This window comes from Stenotrophomonas sp. Ste86, from assembly GCF_024519465.1.
Classification (GTDB): domain Bacteria; phylum Pseudomonadota; class Gammaproteobacteria; order Xanthomonadales; family Xanthomonadaceae; genus Stenotrophomonas.
In genome coordinates this window covers 184764-201559 of sequence record NZ_JALJRW010000004.1, presented here as the reverse complement: position 1 = coordinate 201559, position 16796 = coordinate 184764, and the positions used below count along the sequence as shown (strand labels likewise).

At 65.8% G+C, this 16796-nt stretch carries 21 protein-coding genes and 1 tRNA gene; 14 read left to right on the top strand and 8 right to left on the bottom strand.

Annotated features, from left to right (window positions below; genetic code table 11):
* Positions 1 to 69: 69 nt before the first annotated feature.
* From pheT to NR101_RS06150, 5 genes are all read left to right on the top strand, one after another.
* Positions 70 to 2451, top strand: a complete 2382-nt coding sequence (pheT, locus tag NR101_RS06170; RefSeq protein WP_256774658.1) for a phenylalanine--tRNA ligase subunit beta — start codon at positions 70 to 72, stop codon at positions 2449 to 2451.
* 26 nt (positions 2452 to 2477) lie between these two features.
* Positions 2478 to 2777, top strand: coding sequence for an integration host factor subunit alpha (locus NR101_RS06165; protein WP_005410432.1), 300 nt, complete (start codon positions 2478 to 2480; stop codon positions 2775 to 2777).
* Entirely contained in the window at positions 2758 to 3114 is a 357-nt protein-coding gene (locus NR101_RS06160) for a MerR family transcriptional regulator (RefSeq protein WP_068853353.1), read from the top strand. Before NR101_RS06165 ends, NR101_RS06160 begins: the two co-directional genes overlap by 20 nt.
* Positions 3115 to 3181: 67 nt before the next feature.
* Positions 3182 to 3258 (top strand) — tRNA-Pro (locus tag NR101_RS06155).
* Between the two features lie 173 nt (positions 3259 to 3431).
* Complete coding sequence (locus NR101_RS06150) at positions 3432 to 3635, top strand: hypothetical protein (RefSeq protein WP_256774659.1); 204 nt, start codon at positions 3432 to 3434, stop codon at positions 3633 to 3635.
* Positions 3636 to 4397: 762 nt separating this feature from the next.
* Here the strand turns inward: NR101_RS06150 and NR101_RS06145 are convergent.
* Positions 4398 to 5168 (bottom strand): hypothetical protein, encoded by a 771-nt coding sequence (locus NR101_RS06145; protein WP_256774660.1) that lies wholly within the window; start codon positions 5166 to 5168, stop codon positions 4398 to 4400.
* Positions 5169 to 5632: 464 nt separating this feature from the next.
* Here NR101_RS06145 and NR101_RS06140 point away from each other — a divergent pair, with 464 nt between their 5' ends.
* Positions 5633 to 5893, top strand: coding sequence for a hypothetical protein (locus NR101_RS06140; protein WP_256774661.1), 261 nt, complete (start codon positions 5633 to 5635; stop codon positions 5891 to 5893).
* Between the two features lie 107 nt (positions 5894 to 6000).
* The gene (gene panB / locus NR101_RS06135; protein WP_256774662.1) at positions 6001 to 6852 is read left to right on the top strand and encodes a 3-methyl-2-oxobutanoate hydroxymethyltransferase; all 852 of its coding nucleotides are present in this window, start codon (positions 6001 to 6003) and stop codon (positions 6850 to 6852) included.
* Between the two features lie 367 nt (positions 6853 to 7219).
* On the opposite strand, the gene NR101_RS06130 is transcribed toward panB, so the two are convergent.
* Positions 7220 to 7693: a hypothetical protein gene (locus tag NR101_RS06130; protein ID WP_256774663.1), complete on the bottom strand. Its 474-nt coding sequence runs from the start codon at positions 7691 to 7693 to the stop codon at positions 7220 to 7222.
* A 115-nt stretch (positions 7694 to 7808) separates the two neighbouring features.
* Here NR101_RS06130 and NR101_RS06125 point away from each other — a divergent pair, with 115 nt between their 5' ends.
* The gene (locus tag NR101_RS06125; protein ID WP_256774664.1) at positions 7809 to 8279 is read left to right on the top strand and encodes a GNAT family N-acetyltransferase; all 471 of its coding nucleotides are present in this window, start codon (positions 7809 to 7811) and stop codon (positions 8277 to 8279) included.
* A gap of 96 nt (positions 8280 to 8375) precedes the next feature.
* Complete coding sequence (locus tag NR101_RS06120) at positions 8376 to 8549, top strand: DUF1328 domain-containing protein (RefSeq protein WP_256774665.1); 174 nt, start codon at positions 8376 to 8378, stop codon at positions 8547 to 8549.
* A gap of 64 nt (positions 8550 to 8613) precedes the next feature.
* On the opposite strand, the gene NR101_RS06115 is transcribed toward NR101_RS06120, so the two are convergent.
* From NR101_RS06115 to NR101_RS06100, 4 genes are all read right to left on the bottom strand, one after another.
* The gene (locus NR101_RS06115; protein ID WP_256774666.1) at positions 8614 to 9384 is read right to left on the bottom strand and encodes a transporter; all 771 of its coding nucleotides are present in this window, start codon (positions 9382 to 9384) and stop codon (positions 8614 to 8616) included.
* Between the two features lie 75 nt (positions 9385 to 9459).
* Positions 9460 to 9885: a hypothetical protein gene (locus tag NR101_RS06110; protein ID WP_256774667.1), complete on the bottom strand. Its 426-nt coding sequence runs from the start codon at positions 9883 to 9885 to the stop codon at positions 9460 to 9462.
* Positions 9886 to 9928: 43 nt separating this feature from the next.
* Positions 9929 to 10168 carry a hypothetical protein gene (locus tag NR101_RS06105; RefSeq protein WP_256774668.1) on the bottom strand — a complete coding sequence of 80 codons (240 nt, stop codon included), beginning with the start codon at positions 10166 to 10168 and terminating at the stop codon, positions 9929 to 9931.
* A 2-nt stretch (positions 10169 to 10170) separates the two neighbouring features.
* Positions 10171 to 11013 carry a MipA/OmpV family protein gene (locus NR101_RS06100; RefSeq protein WP_256774669.1) on the bottom strand — a complete coding sequence of 281 codons (843 nt, stop codon included), beginning with the start codon at positions 11011 to 11013 and terminating at the stop codon, positions 10171 to 10173.
* Between the two features lie 112 nt (positions 11014 to 11125).
* On the opposite strand from NR101_RS06100, the gene NR101_RS06095 reads away from it, so the two are divergent.
* Complete coding sequence (locus tag NR101_RS06095; protein ID WP_256774670.1) at positions 11126 to 11800, top strand: response regulator transcription factor; 675 nt, start codon at positions 11126 to 11128, stop codon at positions 11798 to 11800.
* Positions 11797 to 13152 (top strand): HAMP domain-containing sensor histidine kinase, encoded by a 1356-nt coding sequence (locus NR101_RS06090; protein ID WP_256774671.1) that lies wholly within the window; start codon positions 11797 to 11799, stop codon positions 13150 to 13152. The genes NR101_RS06095 and NR101_RS06090 overlap by 4 nt, the downstream gene beginning before the upstream one ends.
* 25 nt (positions 13153 to 13177) lie before the next feature.
* Here NR101_RS06090 and NR101_RS06085 read toward each other — a convergent pair whose 3' ends face one another.
* Positions 13178 to 13420: a peptidase gene (locus NR101_RS06085; RefSeq protein ID WP_256774672.1), complete on the bottom strand. Its 243-nt coding sequence runs from the start codon at positions 13418 to 13420 to the stop codon at positions 13178 to 13180.
* Between the two features lie 174 nt (positions 13421 to 13594).
* On the opposite strand from NR101_RS06085, the gene NR101_RS06080 reads away from it, so the two are divergent.
* Both NR101_RS06080 and NR101_RS06075 read left to right on the top strand, forming a co-directional pair.
* Positions 13595 to 14653, top strand: a complete 1059-nt coding sequence (locus NR101_RS06080; protein ID WP_256774673.1) for a linear amide C-N hydrolase — start codon at positions 13595 to 13597, stop codon at positions 14651 to 14653.
* Between the two features lie 136 nt (positions 14654 to 14789).
* Complete coding sequence (locus tag NR101_RS06075; protein WP_256774674.1) at positions 14790 to 14996, top strand: hypothetical protein; 207 nt, start codon at positions 14790 to 14792, stop codon at positions 14994 to 14996.
* Positions 14997 to 15008: 12 nt separating this feature from the next.
* Here the strand turns inward: NR101_RS06075 and NR101_RS06070 are convergent, their stop codons facing one another.
* Positions 15009 to 15446 (bottom strand): MarR family transcriptional regulator, encoded by a 438-nt coding sequence (locus tag NR101_RS06070; RefSeq protein ID WP_256774675.1) that lies wholly within the window; start codon positions 15444 to 15446, stop codon positions 15009 to 15011.
* Positions 15447 to 15524: 78 nt separating this feature from the next.
* On the opposite strand from NR101_RS06070, the gene NR101_RS06065 reads away from it, so the two are divergent.
* The gene (locus NR101_RS06065) at positions 15525 to 16697 is read left to right on the top strand and encodes an NAD(P)/FAD-dependent oxidoreductase (protein ID WP_256774676.1); all 1173 of its coding nucleotides are present in this window, start codon (positions 15525 to 15527) and stop codon (positions 16695 to 16697) included.
* Positions 16698 to 16796 lie beyond the last annotated feature (99 nt).

Below are 16796 nucleotides of genomic sequence, written 5' to 3'. Positions count from 1 at the left end.
TGCCCGGCGGGATTGGATCCAAGACCATTACGGCCCAGGCGCATGCGCCGGGCCCACCAGGGTGACACCATGAAATTCTCTGAAAACTGGCTGCGCAGCCACGTTCCCACCGCCGTCTCGCGCGATGAACTCGGCGCGGTGCTGACCGCCATCGGCCTGGAAGTGGAAGCGGTCGACGCGCTCGGCGTGGGCCTGGACCACGTGGTGGTGGCGCGGATCGTCTCGGCCGAACGCCATCCCGAAGCCGATCGCCTGCAGATCTGCCAAGTCGACGCGGGGCAGGGCGAACAAATGCAGATCGTCTGCGGCGCACCGAACGCGCGCCCGGGCCTGGTCGCGCCGCTGGCGATGGTGGGCGCGCAGATCGGTACGCTGGCGATCAAGCCGGCCAAGCTGCGTGGCGTGGACTCCAACGGCATGCTGTGCTCGGCCAAGGAACTGGGCCTGGACAGCGATGCCTCGGGCCTGTTCGAACTGCCCGACGATGCGCCGGTCGGCCAGTCGCTGGTGGAGTACCTGGGCCTGCCCGATGCCAGCATCGAGATCAAGCTGACCCCCAACCGCGCCGACTGCTTCAGCATCCGCGGCATCGCCTTCGACGTGGCCGCCGCGTGCGCCAGTGAAGTGGTGCCGTTCGAGGCCGCGCCAGTGGTGCCGGTGGGCACGCGCGAACTGACCGTCGCACTGGACGCCGGCGCCGAAGCGCCGCGCTATGTCGGCCGCGTCATCGAGGGCATCAATGCGCGTGCCGCGACCCCGTTGTGGATGGCCGAACGCCTGCGCCGCAGTGGCGTGCGCCCGGTGTCGCTGCTGGTGGACATCACCCAGTACGTGATGCTGGAACTGGGCCAGCCGATGCACGCCTTCGACCTGGGCGCCCTGCAGGGCAGCATCGGCGTGCGTCGCTCGCGCGCCGGTGAATCCCTGAAGCTGCTCGATGGTCGCGACGCGACGCTGGACGACAGCTTCCTGCTCATCACCGACGCCGACCGCCCGATCGCGCTGGCCGGCCTGATGGGCGGCTTCGACACCCGCGTCACCGATGACACCACCGCCGTGTTCCTGGAGGCCGCGCACTTCGCGCCCGCCGCGATCATGGGCCGTGGCCGCAAGCTGGGCCTGCATACCGATGCCGGGCACCGCTTCGAGCGTGGCGTTGACCCGGCGCTGCCGCGGACCGCGATCGAGTACGCCACCCGCCTGGTCCTGGACCTGGCCGGCGGCACCCCGTCGCCGGTCACCGAGGCCGTGCGCGAGGCCGACCTGCCGGCGATCGCCCCGATCGTTCTGCGCCGCGCGCGTATCGCCCGCGTGCTCGGCATCCAGATCGCCGATGCCGACGTCGAGCGCATCCTGCGCGCGCTGGGCATGGACGTGGCCGCCGTCGCCGAGGGCTGGCAGGTGACCGCGCCGAGCCGCCGTTTCGACATCGCCATCGAAGAAGACCTGATCGAGGAGCTGGCCCGCATCCACGGTTACGAGCAGATCCCGACCACGCTGCCGGGCGGTGCCTCGCGCATCGCCATGCCCAGCGAAACGCGCCTGGACGATCTCACCGTGCGCCGCCAGCTGGTCGCCCGCGACCTGCAGGAAACCCTCAACTACGCCTTCGTCGACGCGGGTCTGTTGGGCCATTGGCACCTGCACCAGGACGTGGTGGCGCTGGCCAATCCGCTGTCGGCCGAACTGGCGGTGATGCGCCCGTCGCTGCTGCCGGGGCTGGTCGCCACGTTGGGCCGCAATGCCGCGCGCCAGTTGGGTCGCGTGCGCCTTTTTGAACTGGGACGCAGTTTCCACCCGCAGGCGGGCGAGGGCACGCCGGCGCCGCTGGAAACCCAGCGCGTGGCCGCTGCCGTGTGCGGCGATGCCGACCCGCAGCAATGGGGCCTGGCCACCCGCAAGGTCGATTTCCACGACCTCAAGGGCGACCTGGAGTCGCTGGCGGCCGCCTCCGGCGCAGTGCTGGCGTTCCAGCCTTCGCAGCGTCCGTACGGGCACCCGGCGCGTTCGGCCGAGGTCCTGCGCGACGGTGTCAGCCTGGGCTGGATCGGCCAGATCCACCCGCGCCTGGCCAAGGCCATGGACATCGACGTGGACGTATTCGCCTTCGAGCTGGACCTGGCCCTGCTGGCCGCCCGCCAGCTGCCGCGTGCCGCCGAGTTGTCACGGTTCCCGTCGGTACGCCGCGACCTGGCCTTCCTGGTCCCCGAAGCCGCCGCCTGGGCCGACCTGGAAGCTACCCTGCGCCGCGCCGTGGGTCCGCTGCTGCGCCAGGTCACCCTGTTCGACCGCTATGTCGGCCAGGGGGTCGAGCCGGGCTTCAAGAGTCTCGCTATGGGCTTGATTTTGCAGGACAAGTCGCGCACTCTGACGGACCGCGACGTGGAGTCCGTGGTGGCCGAGGCAGTCTCTGCCATGGAGCGTGAACACCACGCCCGGATCCGCGGTTGAGCGGGCAGCATGGGGGGTAGCAGGCAATGGCATTGACCAAGGCTGAGATGGCCGAGAAGCTGTTCGACGAAGTGGGTCTGAACAAGCGCGAAGCCAAGGAATTTGTCGACGCGTTCTTCGATGTGTTGCGAGAGGCATTGGAACAGGGACGTCAGGTGAAGCTGTCCGGCTTCGGCAATTTCGACCTGCGGCGCAAGAACCAGCGCCCGGGCCGCAACCCGAAGACCGGTGAGGAAATTCCGATTTCCGCCCGTACGGTGGTCACCTTCCGTCCGGGCCAGAAGCTCAAGGAAAGGGTAGAGGCATATGCTGGATCCGGGCAGTAACCGCGAACTTCCGCCGATACCGGCCAAGCGCTACTTCACCATTGGTGAAGTCAGCGAGCTGTGCGACGTCAAGCCGCACGTGCTGCGCTACTGGGAGACCGAGTTTCCCAGCCTGGAGCCGGCCAAGCGCCGCGGCAACCGACGTTACTACCAGCGCCATGACGTGCTGATGGTGCGCCAGATCCGTGGCCTGCTCTACGAACAGGGCTACACCATCGGCGGCGCCCGGCTGCGCTTGGAAGGTGCCGGTGCCCGCGACGAATCGGCACTGAGCAACCAGATCATCAAGCAGACGCGGATGGAGCTGGAAGAAGTGCTCCAATTGCTGCGTCGCTGAACAAATACGCGGATAAAACCGTTATACTCGTCGGCCCGCTGAGAGGCGGGGACATTGCCAGCATCATCGGGGCGTAGCGCAGCCTGGTAGCGCATCTGCCTGGGGGGCAGAGGGTCGTCGGTTCAAATCCGGCCGTCCCGACCAATGTTGGTAATCAGATCAAAGGCTTGCACTTCGCGGTGCGAGCTTTTTTTCTTTCCACACCCTATTCCCATCCTATCCGTCGCTTGGAGTGGCGGTAATGGATCTAGAAGAATGCGCTCCGCACCGTCTGCTCAAAGGCCTTGAGCTTTTTGGCAGCGGCGACGGCTCCTGCCTTGTCCATTCCCATCCAGGCCTTGCTCAATTTGAGCCCGCGCTTGCTCGTGACGGTGACCGCGCACAACCCTAGCGCCACCAGCAGCTTGACGACTTACGATGGTGCGCAAATTCCTGTGATGGGCATCATCGGGAGGGCAATTCCCTACAACGTGTGGGTGCGCGGCGGGCGGGTGATTGATGTAGCGCCTACCTGCCGCTGATAGAGGTCTCGGCGTAATCGACACGGAAAGCGTGCGTGGGGCTTACTGTCCGCATTGCACCAGGCCGCGCGCTTGACACTCAGCGTATGCAATTTCAATCGCGTGGCGGTGACGGGCCGTCACCGTCACATGCTGGCACGCATTAAGGTCTATGACCGTCTGGAAGAGGGGTGGCACACCTTTGACCCGAGGGTATTGCGAGGGGCGTAGGGCCAGTGGTTGATGCGATGAGCGTCAATGCCACTCATCGCATCAATTGGTATACCTGTGGCTAGCCTCCGACGGTTACTGTTCCGCTACAGGGACCACGATCGCACATCGGAGGTCCGCTTCCCCAGTTGCTACCTGGAGGGTTCACCCCTCCGTTGCCTCCTGCAGCTCCGCCCCCGTCATGACCCTCACCGCCACCACCACCGACGCTACCCTGCCAATTACTCTCCTCCTTCTTTTTGAGAAGGAAAAGCGAGCTAAGCTTGACGTATTGATAGGTGGCGCACTGCGATCCATTGCAGATGGTTACATCCAAAGGGGCTCCCTTGCTGTCCACCCATGAATTGACGTACTTGTTTACTTCGCTGCGTATGAACAGTTCGGTGTCGCCGAACGCTGCCGGCTCATCGAACGTGCATTCCTGGCAGTAGTACTTTCCGGCGCTGGCCGCTATCGCAACTCCAGCGATCGCCAGTACGATTACACCGGCGATTAACCAATGACGCTTTCTTCTCGAATTCCCCGTAGCCCGCGTGGCCGCTTCATCCTGAATCACTTCGACGAACTCCTTTTGTTAAGGATCTGATTGGCGATTTCCTTGCCTCGGCGCAGTTGAGCGCCATCCAAGCCAGAAGAGGCGCTGCTTAAGAAAGACGCGCCATAATGACTTGAACCCGTGCGGACGTATGCCTCCGCGTATGCATACGCCATCACCGGATCTTTCGAGGTGAGTACGCCATTCTTATATATGTCGCTCAGTCGGACGTATGCTTGGGGTTGCCCAGAGCTTCCAGCGGTCTCGAGGAATCTGACCGTATTATCTTTGTACTCCCGAATCAGATCTGTATCGAGTGAGTACTTCTCGTCCTCAAAAATTCTGGACGCATATAGAGAATAGTCGAGCTGAGCCTTGGTGCTTCCATGTTCAGCAGCATAAGTAATCGCCTTGAATATCTCTTCTCGGCTCATTGGCTTATCTGACAGATCCTTGCAAAGGCTTTCAGATGTGCTCCGAAGATGCCCACTACCTAGAGCTGCTTCGCGGTCGATCTGGCAACGCAGGTTGATCTCAACGAGTTCATATGCCGTCTCGGCATCTGTCTGCGCTGCTATAGGGGCGGGATGCTTCTGAAGTGAGCTCGCCGTAGATGCGGGCTGAAGACCGGTTTCTTCGTTGGGAGATGGAGTCCGCCGATCGCTAACGGGAGACTGGATGATCTCAGAAGGCACCGACTTCGTTTCATTCCTGATCAGGAAAAAGCCTGCAGCGCTAATCGCCGTAGCTGCGGCGACAGAGACAAGCGCAATCATCTTGCGTTTCATGCTGCGTCCAATCCTTATGGAAAAACAACTTAAGCTGAACAACTCGACAAAATATCTTTTGTCTCGCTGAATCTGTCAATGGCGCGGCTGCCGGTGTGTTTCAACACGAGGCTGGCGCGTTTGGTCGGCGCCAGGCTACAGCTGGCCGGCATCGACAGCAGGTCGCCCACCAGCTGGCGGAAGCCGAGTCTGGCGGCATCACGGATGGGGTCTGGACGAATCGGCCGCACCCAGTCAATGGCCCAGCCCGGTGTAGCGCATCTGTATGGGGGGCAGAGGGTCGTCGGTTCAAATCCGGCCGTCCCGACCAATGTTGGTGATTCGATCAAAGGCTTGTGCAGCGATGCGCAGGCCTTTTTTCTTTTGGGGCACCCGCAAGTGCTTCCGCCGCGGCATAGGCGATACCATGGGCCATGAACACTCACTCCCCCGATCCAGGCGCTCCGCGGCTGCTTGGCTTCGACGTGCCCGACCTGCACACCCGCGTTGATCAGACCGAGGACGAGGCCATCGTGGCCATGCTCGATGTCGCGCCGTCTGCGGCGTGGCTCGAGGTTTTCCATGCGCATGTGGATGCGCTGAAAGGCGCGCTCGGCCTTGCCGGTGTGGAAATCGACGGGAGGACGATCCGCTTCTTCGGCTCCATCGCCGACAGCCGCCGCCTGGCCAACGAGATTACCGGGCTGATCAAGGACGTTGCACAGACGCTGTCCAGCCAACGCTGACGACCGGAATGCCGGACCCGCCGCGCGGTCGCGCGGCGTTGCGGATGCCATGACGTTTTTCGTAACGCAGCCGATCCACGGTCGGCGCTACATCCAAGGGTATTGCCATGAACGAACAACCCCCGCCGTACGCCCCCCCGCAGAGTCCGCTGGCCCAGGCCAAGCGTGTGCGCATTCCGCACCTGCAGCAGATGAAAGAGCGTGGCGAAAAGTGGGCGATGCTCACCGCGTACGACATGTACACCGCCGCGATCTTCGAGGATGCCGGTATTCCGGTGCTGCTGATCGGGGATTCGGCGTCCAACAACGTATTCGGCAACGACAGTCTGTTGCCGGTCACCGTCGATGAGCTGATGCCGCTGGTGCGCGCGGTGAGCCGTTGCACGCGCCGTCCGCTGGTGATTGCCGATCTGCCGTTCGGGTCCTACCAGGCCTCGCCGGAGCAGTGCTTCCATACGGCGGTGCGTTTCATGAAGGAAGGCGGCGCGCACGCGGTCAAGCTCGAAGGCGGTATTGAAATGGTGCCGCAGGTGCGCAAGCTGGTGAGCTCGGGTATTCCGGTGATGGCGCACATCGGCTTCACCCCGCAATCGGAGCATCAGCTGGGCGGCTTCCGCGTGCAGGGCCGTGGCGACAGTGGCCCGGTGTTGGTGGAAGCGGCGCGCGCCCTCGAAGCGGCCGGTGCCTTCGCGGTGCTGATCGAGATGGTGCCAGCCGACGTCGCCGCGCAGATCACCGCAGCGGTCGCCGTGCCCACGGTGGGCATCGGCGCAGGGAGCGACTGCGACGCGCAGGTGCTGGTCTGGCAGGACATGGCCGGTCTGCGTACCGGGCAGCTGCCGCGCTTCGTCAAGCAGTACGCGGACATGCACGGGCTGCTGCAGAAGGCCGCGCGCGACTTCGCGGCGGAGGTCGAGTCGGGTGTATTCCCCGGGCCGGAACACGCGTTCCAGTCGTAACCGGCCTGGGAGGGGTGGGCGCGTCGTTGGCCGTCCTAGCCGATGGCGCGCAGCACTTCTTCGATCAGAACCGCGTAACAGGCAACGAAGTAGAACTTCAGCAAAGCCGGATGTTGCTTGGTGATAATCGCGCGCATGGGCGTGGGCAGATTGGGTGGACGCCTCGATTGTGACGGAGGTGTGAATTTGTGGCAATGATCACAAATTAAATGCACTTAGCGAAGTGAGGGACGCTGACGCCGCATCCTCAAAGGTGCTCCAAGTAACTGATTTTCAGCAAGAAGCTACAACTCACCCAGCCCCGTATCGACGGGGCGATGGAGGCCCCGGCAGGCCGTTTTGCCCTTGGCAGCCGATACCGGTGCGCTCAGCCCGGGCCCAGCATCCGCCGTATCAGACGCCGCAGCACGACCGCCGCCAGGGTGAGCGGGATCACAATCGGCCATTGCAGCAGGAACAAGCCGGCGGTGATTTCCCACTGGCTCCAGGTGTTACCGAATACCTGCGCAGCCGGCGGGCCGAGCCGGATGACCACCAGTGTGGCCAGGACGAAGGTCAGGTCCTGCCAGCGCAATGACCGGCGCACGCATGCCAGCCGGCCAACCAGCACCAACCCGGGCATCACCGCCAGGCTTGCCAGCAACGCATGCACCAGCACGTCGCCGCGTTCGTAATCGTAGGGAATCGACGGCCACATCCATCCGAGCCGCTCGGTCTTGAGCTGGGCGGTCAGCACACACGCGAAGACAATGGACGTGGCCAACAGCACGACGAGATCGATACCGGCGTGGCGCACACCTCGCGCGACATTCGATGCGGGTTCGGCAGGAGAGAGCGACATGGGGCGGGACTGCGCGGTGCGGCGGGCAATCTCAGCAGATTTCACCGGGTTTGGCGACTGTCGTGCGCGCGTGGCTTAGAGTGATGCTCCGTGCGTAGATGCGTCAGGAGACAGGATGATCAGGACAATGCTCGAGAGCGACCAGAAGGCCGCCAGCGCGATCTGCATGCGCGCGTTCCTGGCGGCGGTGGCGCCGTCGCTGTCATCGTTCGGCGTAGACACCTTCCGCCTGATTGCAGCGCCCGATGGCTTCGCACAGCGCAGGGCGCAGGACAACCTGCAGCTCGTCTACGAGGATGCGGGGCGGATCAAAGGCGTGGCTGAGCTGAAGCAACGTCGCCATGTGGCGATGCTGTTCGTCGACCCCGGCTGCCAACGACAGGGCATCGGTGAGGCGTTGTTGGCGGCATTGGTCGAACAGGCGCACGCCGGGCTGCTGACGGTGAGCGCCTCGCTGCCGTCGGTGGGTTTTTATGCACGCAACGGATTCCGGAGCATGGGCGAGGTGGGCGAGTCGGCCGGGCTGGTCTACCAGCCGATGGAGCGGTCGATCATCGACGCCGCCAACGGAGTCACCGCCGCCTGACTTCACGCGGTTCGCGCGAACTGTTCACGAGCGCGGGACAGCCGCGCGACTATGTTGAAGGTCTGTCAGTCATCCCGGTTGCGGGTAAGGATCAACATGATCAAGTGGGCCATCATCTTCGCCATCATCGGCCTCATTGCCGGTGCACTGGGCTTCGGCGGCCTCGCCGGTGCGTCCATCGGCATCGCCAAATTCCTGTTCTGGGCCGGCATCATCATCGCGGTGGTGTTGTTCCTGCTGGGCATGACCATCGCCAAGAAGGTCACCTGACCGCAGCAACATCGCAGTGGTGGAACACCAAGGCCTGCGCAGCGATGCGCAGGCCTTTTGCTTTTCAGCGGAAGAAGAACGACACGCCCAGCCCGGCCTGCACGTCGGGGCTGTCGTCGTCCAGGCCCAGGTCGAAGGAGGCGTCCAGCTGCACGTTGCGGGCCACCATCCAGGTCACGCCGGCGCCGGCGATCGCGGTAGAGGGTTCGCCGTTGGTACGGGTGAAGCCGGCTTCGATATAGCTGCTGACATCGTCGGTCAGCGCCACGCTCAAGCTCGGCGACCAGGTAAAGCTGTCCTCGCCCGCACCGCGAGTGGCGTTGGCATACAGCGCGCCACTCCAGCGGTCGTTGAAGCTGTATTCGTAACTGGCGCCAAGCGCGTACTGGGTGCCACCTTCGCTGAAGTCGCGCGTGCCGGTGGCAAAGCTGCTGCTGGCCAGCAACGCGAGTGCATGTTTGTCCGAGGGCAGGGGCAGCGCGACCTTCAGGGCGAGGCCGCTGTCGCCGGCGCCGTTGGCGCTGCTGGACGGCGCACCGCGCGGCTTCAATTGCAGGTGGTTCCAGGGCGTGCTGAACACCTGCAACTCGACGTGTTCGGCCAGGCCGATGCGCAGATTGAGGTCGCTGCTGTACTGGGTGGAACGGGTGCCGTCGTCGTCGCGGTCACGCTCCAGGCTGGGCAGGCCCCACTCCACCGCGACGCTGCCACGCGGCAGCGTGGACGGTGCAAAGCCGATGCCGGGACGGTCGAACGCCGGTGGTTCGGCAGCGTCGTCCTGGGCAAAGGCAGGCGAGGCGATCAATAGCAGGGCAAGGGCGGCAGGCAAACGCATGGTGCAATCTCCGGTGAGCGGCGCAGCTTCGGAGAGTGTGCGACAAGAACCCGTGAGGAGATCGCCGGGTGCGACTCATGCCTCGCGGTGGGTCAGCGCCAGCAGGCCATCGAGCAGACGGTTGGCGCGCGGACGGCCGTCGACGTCGATCGGGTCGGCCAGCGACTGCAGCCAGAAGCCGTGTGCGGCCCGTCGTGCGGCAGTGAGCCGGTGGTCCCTGGCTTCGCCGGGGTGCAGCAGCAGGCGGCCTTGTATCCACTGCTTGAGCGCTTGGGCGATCTCCGGGTCGGGGCGGCCGCGTGGCGCGCCGGGGCCGGGGCCCTCCGGGGTCAGGCAGGCACGGAAGACCGCGGTGACATAGGCGCGCGAAAAGCGCCCGTGCGTGATGGGATCGGCCGCGATCAGTGTCTGCACAGCATGATCGAAATCGACCAGTGCCTGCGCCAGCACGGGGGCATCGTCGGCGTCGGGCGTGCTCATCATGGGGAAAGGGCGGCTCATGGGGGGCTCCGTTTGGCAAGGCCAGGGGCGGGCGGTGGGCAGCTCAGTGCATCGCCTGCATTGGGGCCTGCGGCAGCTGCGCAATGGCATCGGTCGGCTGCCGCAGAACGTCATTCAACAGCGCGATCACGCGCTCGCCTTCCCCGTTGCAGGCCAGCTCGAAGGTGGTCTGTCCACCCAATGCCGGCAGCGGGGTGTGCAGGATCCACTCGAGCACGGCGCTGCGATCGGGCTCGATGCGCAAGGCAAGTTCGGCGACACGACGAACGATTCCCTGGCGCATGCTCAGAACCCGTAGCTGAGTGAAAGAGCGGCCGAGTCCATGTGCTTGCCGCTGGTCATCGGGCTGTCTTCGACGGCAGTGGACAGGATGGAGCGGCGTACCGATGCGGTCGCGGTCCAGTGCGCACCGAGGGGCATCACGGCGGTCAGGTCCATGTAGGGCGATACGCCGCTGCCGGCACGATAGCGGGCCAGGCCGCTGCGCCGCGCTTCGGCTTCGCTGACGCCGAAGTAATAATCGTTGAGGGCGCTGCCGGCGTAGTTCACACCGACCCCGGGCACCAGCGTGACGCGGCCGGTGGGCAATGGATAGGCGTACTTGGCGTCGGCGGAAACGCCGCCCCCATGACCACTCACTTCGGCCTGCACGTTGGCCTGCACCAGGCCCCACGGCGCGGTGTGCCGCACGGCTACGCCGGCCATCGCCGAGAAGCCGCGATTGGACAGCTGGCGCAGGCGCACATCGTCGCTGTCGTTGTGTTTGAAGCGCATCATGTACGGCGCGGCCAGCACCGACAGTTCCGTGCTGTCGTTGTCGAACAGCGTGTAGCCGAAGCTGCCTCCACGGAAATGGAATCGGCGGCCTTCGTAGCTGATCACCGGCGCACCGACGGTGTCGGTCTTGTAGCCGGTGTAGGGCGATTTGAGCGCCACCACGGCCACGCCGAGGCTGCTGCGCGGCTTTGCCCCAGGCGCCTGGGCCAGGGCGCTGCCGGTGGCCAGCCAGGCGACGGTGGCCAGGGCGACGGCAACCAGATAGGGGCCGATGGCCCGCTGGGCGCCTTCATTGGCGACGGTGGGGCAGCAGCCTGCCCGGGGGGAATCTTCCTTGCAACGCACGTGCATGTACCTGCCACACTGGGAATACCAAGGGGACATGGTGCCCGCGCTACATTGTCGGAACGTTGCGTCGGGCCGCGCGGTACCATCGGCAGCCGTCGCCCCTGTCCTTACGCCCATGCGCATCCTGCTGCTCGAAGACGATCCGGAACTGGCCAATGCCATCCAGGCCAGCCTGGGCCGGCATGGGATGGTGGTGGACGTGGTGGCCAGCATGGCCCAGGCTGGCGAAGCGCTCAAAGCCGGCGTGCACCAGATCCTGCTGCTGGACCGGCAGCTTCCGGACGGCGATGGCGCCAACTTCGTGCGCGTGGCGCGCAGCCTGGTGCCCAACCTGCCGGTGATCATGCTTACCGCGCGCGATTCGGTGGCCGACCGGGTGGTCGGGCTGGACGTGGGCGCCGACGACTACCTGACCAAACCCTTCGCGGTGGAAGAACTGCTGGCGCGGATCCGCGCGATCTCGCGGCGACCTTCGCAGATTGCGTTGCCGGTGCTGGCGCTGGGGCGGATGCACTTCGATTTCGTCGCGCGCGAGGCGACGGTCAATGGCGTGCTGCTGGCGTTGCCGCGCCGGCAGTTGCTGGTGCTCGAGGCGCTGGCGGTACGCCAGGGCCGCACGGTCGCGCGTGCGGCGTTGCTTGAAGCGGTGTACGGCTTCGATGACGCGATCCAGTCCAATGCGCTGGACGCGCACGTATCCAAGCTGCGCAAGGCACTGGCCGAGGCGGAGGCGCAGGTGGAAATCCACGTCATGCGCGGTATCGGCTACCTGTTGAAGGACATCGCATGAAATTCCTCAAGCCCGGGTCGTTGTCCTTCAGCCTTGCCTGGAAGATCATCCTGATCCAGATCACCATGGTGGCTGTCGGCCTGATGGGCATGGTGCTGATGTATGGCGACAGCGGTGCCGGCTACATCGACTGGAAGATGAGCGAATCGATCGCCAAGTCGATCCATATCCGCGGCGATGCATTGCACGTGGACTGGGCGGCATTGGACCGTGCCGCGCAGGACCGTCCCGCCACGTTCTGGTTCGCCGCCACCGATGAAGATGGCCGCCAGCTCAGCCACGGCACCGTGCCGGAGGTCTTCCGCCCGCTGGTGGCGCAGCTGCAATACCTGGAGCCCACCGACATCCGCACGCGTACGCGCGCGGCCGAACTGGCGATGCGGATCTGGGTCAACGACACGCCGGAAGGACGCGTGCACGTGATGATCGGCGGCATGCCGCACCGCGGGTTGTGGCGGCAGATGCTGGTGGTGATCGGTTACCTCGGCGGCTGGATCACCGTGCCGCTGATCGTGATCACGCTGGTGGTGGCGCCGTGGGCGATCCACCGCTCGCTGCGCGGGGTCAACCGGGTGGCCGCGCAGGCGGCGGCGATCCAGATCAACGAGCGTGGCGGTGGCCTGGATACGCACGCGGTGCCGGCGGAGATCTTCCCGCTGGTGGATGCGTTCAATGCCGCGGTACGGCGCATCGGTGAAAGCTACGACGCGCAGGATCGTTTCCTGGTCGGTGCGGCGCATGAGCTGCGCATGCCGATCGCGATCCTGGCCACGCGCATCGACGATCTGCCGATCGGTCCGGCGCGCTCGCGCCTGCAGCGCGACCTGAGCCGGCTCGGCAACATCGCCGAGCAGTTGCTGGACCTGCAGCGGCTGGATCACCACCGCAGCCAGTCCCAGCGCATCGACCTGGCCGCGCTCACCCGTGAGGTCGCCGCCGACGTGGCGCCGCTGGTGGTCGACGCCGGCTATGCGTTCTCGGTTGACGCGCCCGACACGCCGGTCTGGGTGCAGGGCGATCCCCACGCCCTGCACCGGGTCGTGGCCAGCCTGCTGCAGAACGCGATCGCCCACGGCGGCGACCAGGGCATGATTGCGATGACGCTGCAGCCCGATGGCGTGCTCGCGGTGACCGACGAAGGCTCCGGGGTACCCGAACAGGAGCGTCAGGCGATCTTCGAGCCGTTCCACCGCCTGCGACCCAGTGGCAGTGGCAGCGGGCTGGGGCTGTATCTGGCGCGCGAAATCATGTTGCGTCACGGCGGCAGCATTGCAGCAGAAAGCGCGCCGGGCGGCGGCGCCCGCTTCGTGGTGGCGCTGCCGGTGGATCGCGAGGGCGCAGCGACGGGCTGAGCCGGCGCGACCTGCCGGTGCAGCGTCAGCGGGCGGGCGCTGCTTCGCAGTAGGCATCGAAGGCGACGGCGCTGTTGTCCAGCTGCTGCGCCTTGGCCAGCTCCCACGGCCGTTCGCACTGTTGGGTGCGCGCACACCAGCGGTACCCGGCCGAGCCGATGCAGCCATGCGGGTCGCGATCGGCGCCGGGCATCGCGGTGCGGACCGGGGCGGGGCTGCTGCAGGCGGACAGGATCAGGACAAGGCAGGCAATGAACAGTGGTTTCATGGCGGCACTCCCGGGCGTGCGCGCAGCGTAGCCCGGCGCTGGCAATGTTGGGTGAGGACGCGATCCGAGGGAGTGATTCACCCCTCCATCACCGCCGCTCCGGTGTGATCCGGGCCATCGGCCGGAGTGGGAAGGGACCGGCGCGGCGGCCCATTGACCTGTCAGGAGACGACCATGACGTCATTCGCATGTATGCGCATTTCCCTGCTTGCCCTCGCGTTGGTCTGCGCCGCGCCCCCGGTGGACGCGTGCACGCGGGTCGTCTACCTGGGTGACAACCAGGATGTGATCACGGCGCGCTCGATGGACTGGAAGAGCGATATCGCCACCAACCTGTGGGTACTGCCGCGCGGCATCACGCGCACCGGGCAGGCCGGCCCGCAGTCGATCCGCTGGACGGCAAAGTACGGCAGCGTGGTCGCCAGCGGCTACGACATTTCCACCACCGATGGGCTCAACGAGGCCGGTCTGTCGGCCAACCTGCTATGGCTGGCCGAGTCGGAATACCCCGCGCAGCGCGGCCGCAAGCCAGGCCTGGCCATCTCGTTGTGGGCGCAGTACATGCTCGACAATTTCGCCACCGTTGCCGAGGCGGTGGCGGCACTGCAGCGCGAGCCGTATTCACTGGTGACCGACAAACTGCCGGGCGAGTCGCGGCTGGCGACACTGCATCTGTCCCTGTCCGATGCCAGCGGCGACAGTGCGATCGTCGAGTACGTCGATGGCCGGCAGGTGATTCACCACGATCGCGCCTACCAGGTGATGACCAACTCGCCGGTGTTTGCGCAGCAACTGGCGCTCGACGCGTACTGGCAGCAGATCGGCGGCACGGTGATGCTGCCTGGCACCAACCGCTCCGCCGATCGTTTCGCGCGTGCCCGGTTCTACATTCATGCGATTCCCAAGGCCGAGGACCCGGTGGTGGCGCTGGCCAGTGTCTTCAGCGTTATCCGCAACGTGTCGGTGCCCTTTGGGATCACCACGCCGGATGAGCCCAATATTTCTTCCACGCGATGGCGCACCGTGGCCGACCACAAGCGCAGGCTGTACTTCTTCGAGTCAGCGCTGACCCCCAATACGTTCTGGGTGGATCTAAACAAGGCCGATTTCTCCAAGGGCGCGCGCGTGCTCAAGCTCGACCTGGGCGCCGACCAGCGCAATGTGTTCTCCGGTGATGCGCTGGGGCAGTTCCAGCCGTCGGCACCGTTCGCGTTCCTCGGCACGGGCGGCTGACCGCCATCAGGGGACGCCGCTTCAGCCGGTCAGAGGCGTCCTGATTTCAGACGAATCCGATATCCCGGCGTTGCTGCCGGACGTATGGTGCTGATCAAGGGATGGAACGCCCGATGCCGTAGCAGGAGCCATCAGCATGTTGATCAAGGTGCAGTGCCAGGACCACCACTGGCAGGTGATTCACCCGACCCGTCCGGACCCGATCGCATTTGCGAGCGGCGCGACGGCGTTCGATTTTGCCGACGCGCTGGCGCGTGAGCACCACGCCGAAACCGGCGTGGTCAGTGCGGTGCGCGTGGAGGCGTTGGAGAACTTCCTTGACGCGGTCCGCTACGGCGGATGACGCGCTTGCGCGTTACGCGTCGCGATCCAGGTTGGCGCTGAGCCGCTGCAGGAACGTGGCCAGCAGCATGGTTTCGTCCACGCTGAAGCCGGCCAGCATCCGGGTATTGCCTTCGTTGAGGATTTCGCGCGCCTGCGGCAATCGCTGCAGCGCAAGCGGGGTGAGTTCGATGCGCTGCGCGCGCGGGCGGTGTGGGTCCGGGGAGCGGAGGATCAGCTGATCGCGCTCCAGCCGTGCCAGGGTCTGCGCCATCGAGGGCTGTTCGACGCGTAGCAGCCGCGCCAGCTCGGACTGGGTGGCCGCCTTGCCCTGGCGGAGGGCTTCGAGCACCGGCAGGCTGGCCATGCCCAGGTCAAGCGGGCGCAGCTTGGTTTCGGCCATCCGGGTCAGCTCGCGCGCCACCCGCTTGATCAGGAAGGACGGCACGTTCCTCGGGTCGGGGCGGTCCATGCGTTCACTCCGGGTATTTGACATAGGGGCCTATGATGATAATCATAGGAGCCTATGTTAAAGCCCCGGAGACCTTTAGTGTCCCTTCTTCCCCGCATCGCGGTCGTCGGCGCCGGTCCTGCCGGGCTGCTGCTGGGCTGCCGGTTGCACCAGGCCGGCATCCCGTTCCAGTTGTTTGAAGCCGATGCCGGGCCCGATACCCGTGGGCAGGGCGGCATGCTTGATCTCCACGCGGCGACCGGGCAGGCGGCGCTGCGCAGCGCCGGGCTGTTCGAGCGCTTCCAACAGCTGGCGCGCTATGAGGACCAGGGCCTGCGCATGTTCGACGCGCAGGGCCGGCTGCTGCTGGACGACGACGGTCTGGAGGGCGACCGTCCGGAGATCGACCGCGGCCACCTGCGCGACCTGCTGCTGGGCGCATTGCCGGCCGATTGCGTGCGCTGGGGCCACGCACTGCGCGAGGCGGTGGTCGACGGGAAGGAGGTCGTGCTGCAGTTCGGCAACGGGGTGATCGAGCGTTTCGATCTGGCCGTGGGCGCCGACGGCGCCTGGTCCAGGCTGCGCCCGCTGCTCACCGACGTGCGGCCGCGGCACGCCGGCATCAGTCTGTACGAACTGTCGCTGCGCAATGTGGATGTCGACCATCCACAGCTGGCGGCGCTGGTAGGACGGGGCACGCTGGTCGCCAAGGGCGGCGCGCGGACGCTGTTCGCCCAGCGCAACGCCGACGCCCGGGTGCGCGTGTATGCCTCGCTGCCGCAGGTGCTCGCCGACGGTGCACCCGCACCCCGGGAAACGCGGGAGAGCCTGCTTGCGCATTTCGCGGACTGGCACCCGGACCTGCGCCGTCTGATCGCCGAGGCCGACGCCGCAGTGCGGCCGTGGCCGATCCACATGCTGCCGGTCGGGCACCGTTGGGACCACCGCAGCGCGGTGACCCTGATTGGCGATGCGGCGCACGTGATGCCCCCGGCAGGGGAGGGCGCCAACCTGGCGTTGCGCGATGCGGCCGACCTGGCCGACGCACTGTGCACCCCGGACTGGCGTGCGGCAGTGCAGGTCCACGAACAGGGGATGGTCGCGCGCGCGGCAGAGAGCGCGGCGGCGGCGCAGCGAATGTTGGTGGCGGGCTCGGTCGTGCAGATGCTGGCGGAAATGCGCGGCGATCTGGAGACCGTCGCGCGCGCTAGCTCTGGCCCGGTGGCGGCGCAAATCGGATGTGACCTAGCCCAGGCACCCCCAGTCAGGTAAGCGTCGGTTACCTAAATAGGGCATGAAATCAGCGACTTTCGGCCTATGTCGCGCGCGGGCGCTTTGCCACATCCTGTGCGCCACCACCACACACGGTTA

Excerpts from the sequence above, each read along its gene's own strand:
- NR101_RS06085 (WP_256774672.1), bottom strand. The coding sequence starts at position 13,420 with ATGAAACCACTGTTCATTGCCTGCCTTGTCCTGATCCTGTCCGCCTGC.
- NR101_RS06125 (WP_256774664.1), top strand. The coding sequence starts at position 7,809 with ATGATCAGGACAATGCTCGAGAGCGACCAGAAGGCCGCCAGCGCGATC.
- NR101_RS06080 (WP_256774673.1), top strand. The coding sequence starts at position 13,595 with ATGACGTCATTCGCATGTATGCGCATTTCCCTGCTTGCCCTCGCGTTG.
- NR101_RS06110 (WP_256774667.1), bottom strand. The coding sequence starts at position 9,885 with ATGAGCCGCCCTTTCCCCATGATGAGCACGCCCGACGCCGACGATGCC.
- NR101_RS06160 (WP_068853353.1), top strand. The coding sequence starts at position 2,758 with ATGCTGGATCCGGGCAGTAACCGCGAACTTCCGCCGATACCGGCCAAG.
- NR101_RS06165 (WP_005410432.1), top strand. The coding sequence starts at position 2,478 with ATGGCATTGACCAAGGCTGAGATGGCCGAGAAGCTGTTCGACGAAGTG.
- NR101_RS06100 (WP_256774669.1), bottom strand. The coding sequence starts at position 11,013 with ATGCACGTGCGTTGCAAGGAAGATTCCCCCCGGGCAGGCTGCTGCCCC.
- NR101_RS06115 (WP_256774666.1), bottom strand. The coding sequence starts at position 9,384 with ATGCGTTTGCCTGCCGCCCTTGCCCTGCTATTGATCGCCTCGCCTGCC.
- NR101_RS06070 (WP_256774675.1), bottom strand. The coding sequence starts at position 15,446 with ATGGACCGCCCCGACCCGAGGAACGTGCCGTCCTTCCTGATCAAGCGG.
- panB (WP_256774662.1), top strand. The coding sequence starts at position 6,001 with ATGAACGAACAACCCCCGCCGTACGCCCCCCCGCAGAGTCCGCTGGCC.
- pheT (WP_256774658.1), top strand. The coding sequence starts at position 70 with ATGAAATTCTCTGAAAACTGGCTGCGCAGCCACGTTCCCACCGCCGTC.
- NR101_RS06105 (WP_256774668.1), bottom strand. The coding sequence starts at position 10,168 with ATGCGCCAGGGAATCGTTCGTCGTGTCGCCGAACTTGCCTTGCGCATC.
- NR101_RS06075 (WP_256774674.1), top strand. The coding sequence starts at position 14,790 with ATGTTGATCAAGGTGCAGTGCCAGGACCACCACTGGCAGGTGATTCAC.
- NR101_RS06145 (WP_256774660.1), bottom strand. The coding sequence starts at position 5,168 with ATGAAACGCAAGATGATTGCGCTTGTCTCTGTCGCCGCAGCTACGGCG.
- NR101_RS06095 (WP_256774670.1), top strand. The coding sequence starts at position 11,126 with ATGCGCATCCTGCTGCTCGAAGACGATCCGGAACTGGCCAATGCCATC.
- NR101_RS06130 (WP_256774663.1), bottom strand. The coding sequence starts at position 7,693 with ATGTCGCTCTCTCCTGCCGAACCCGCATCGAATGTCGCGCGAGGTGTG.
- NR101_RS06090 (WP_256774671.1), top strand. The coding sequence starts at position 11,797 with ATGAAATTCCTCAAGCCCGGGTCGTTGTCCTTCAGCCTTGCCTGGAAG.
- NR101_RS06120 (WP_256774665.1), top strand. The coding sequence starts at position 8,376 with ATGATCAAGTGGGCCATCATCTTCGCCATCATCGGCCTCATTGCCGGT.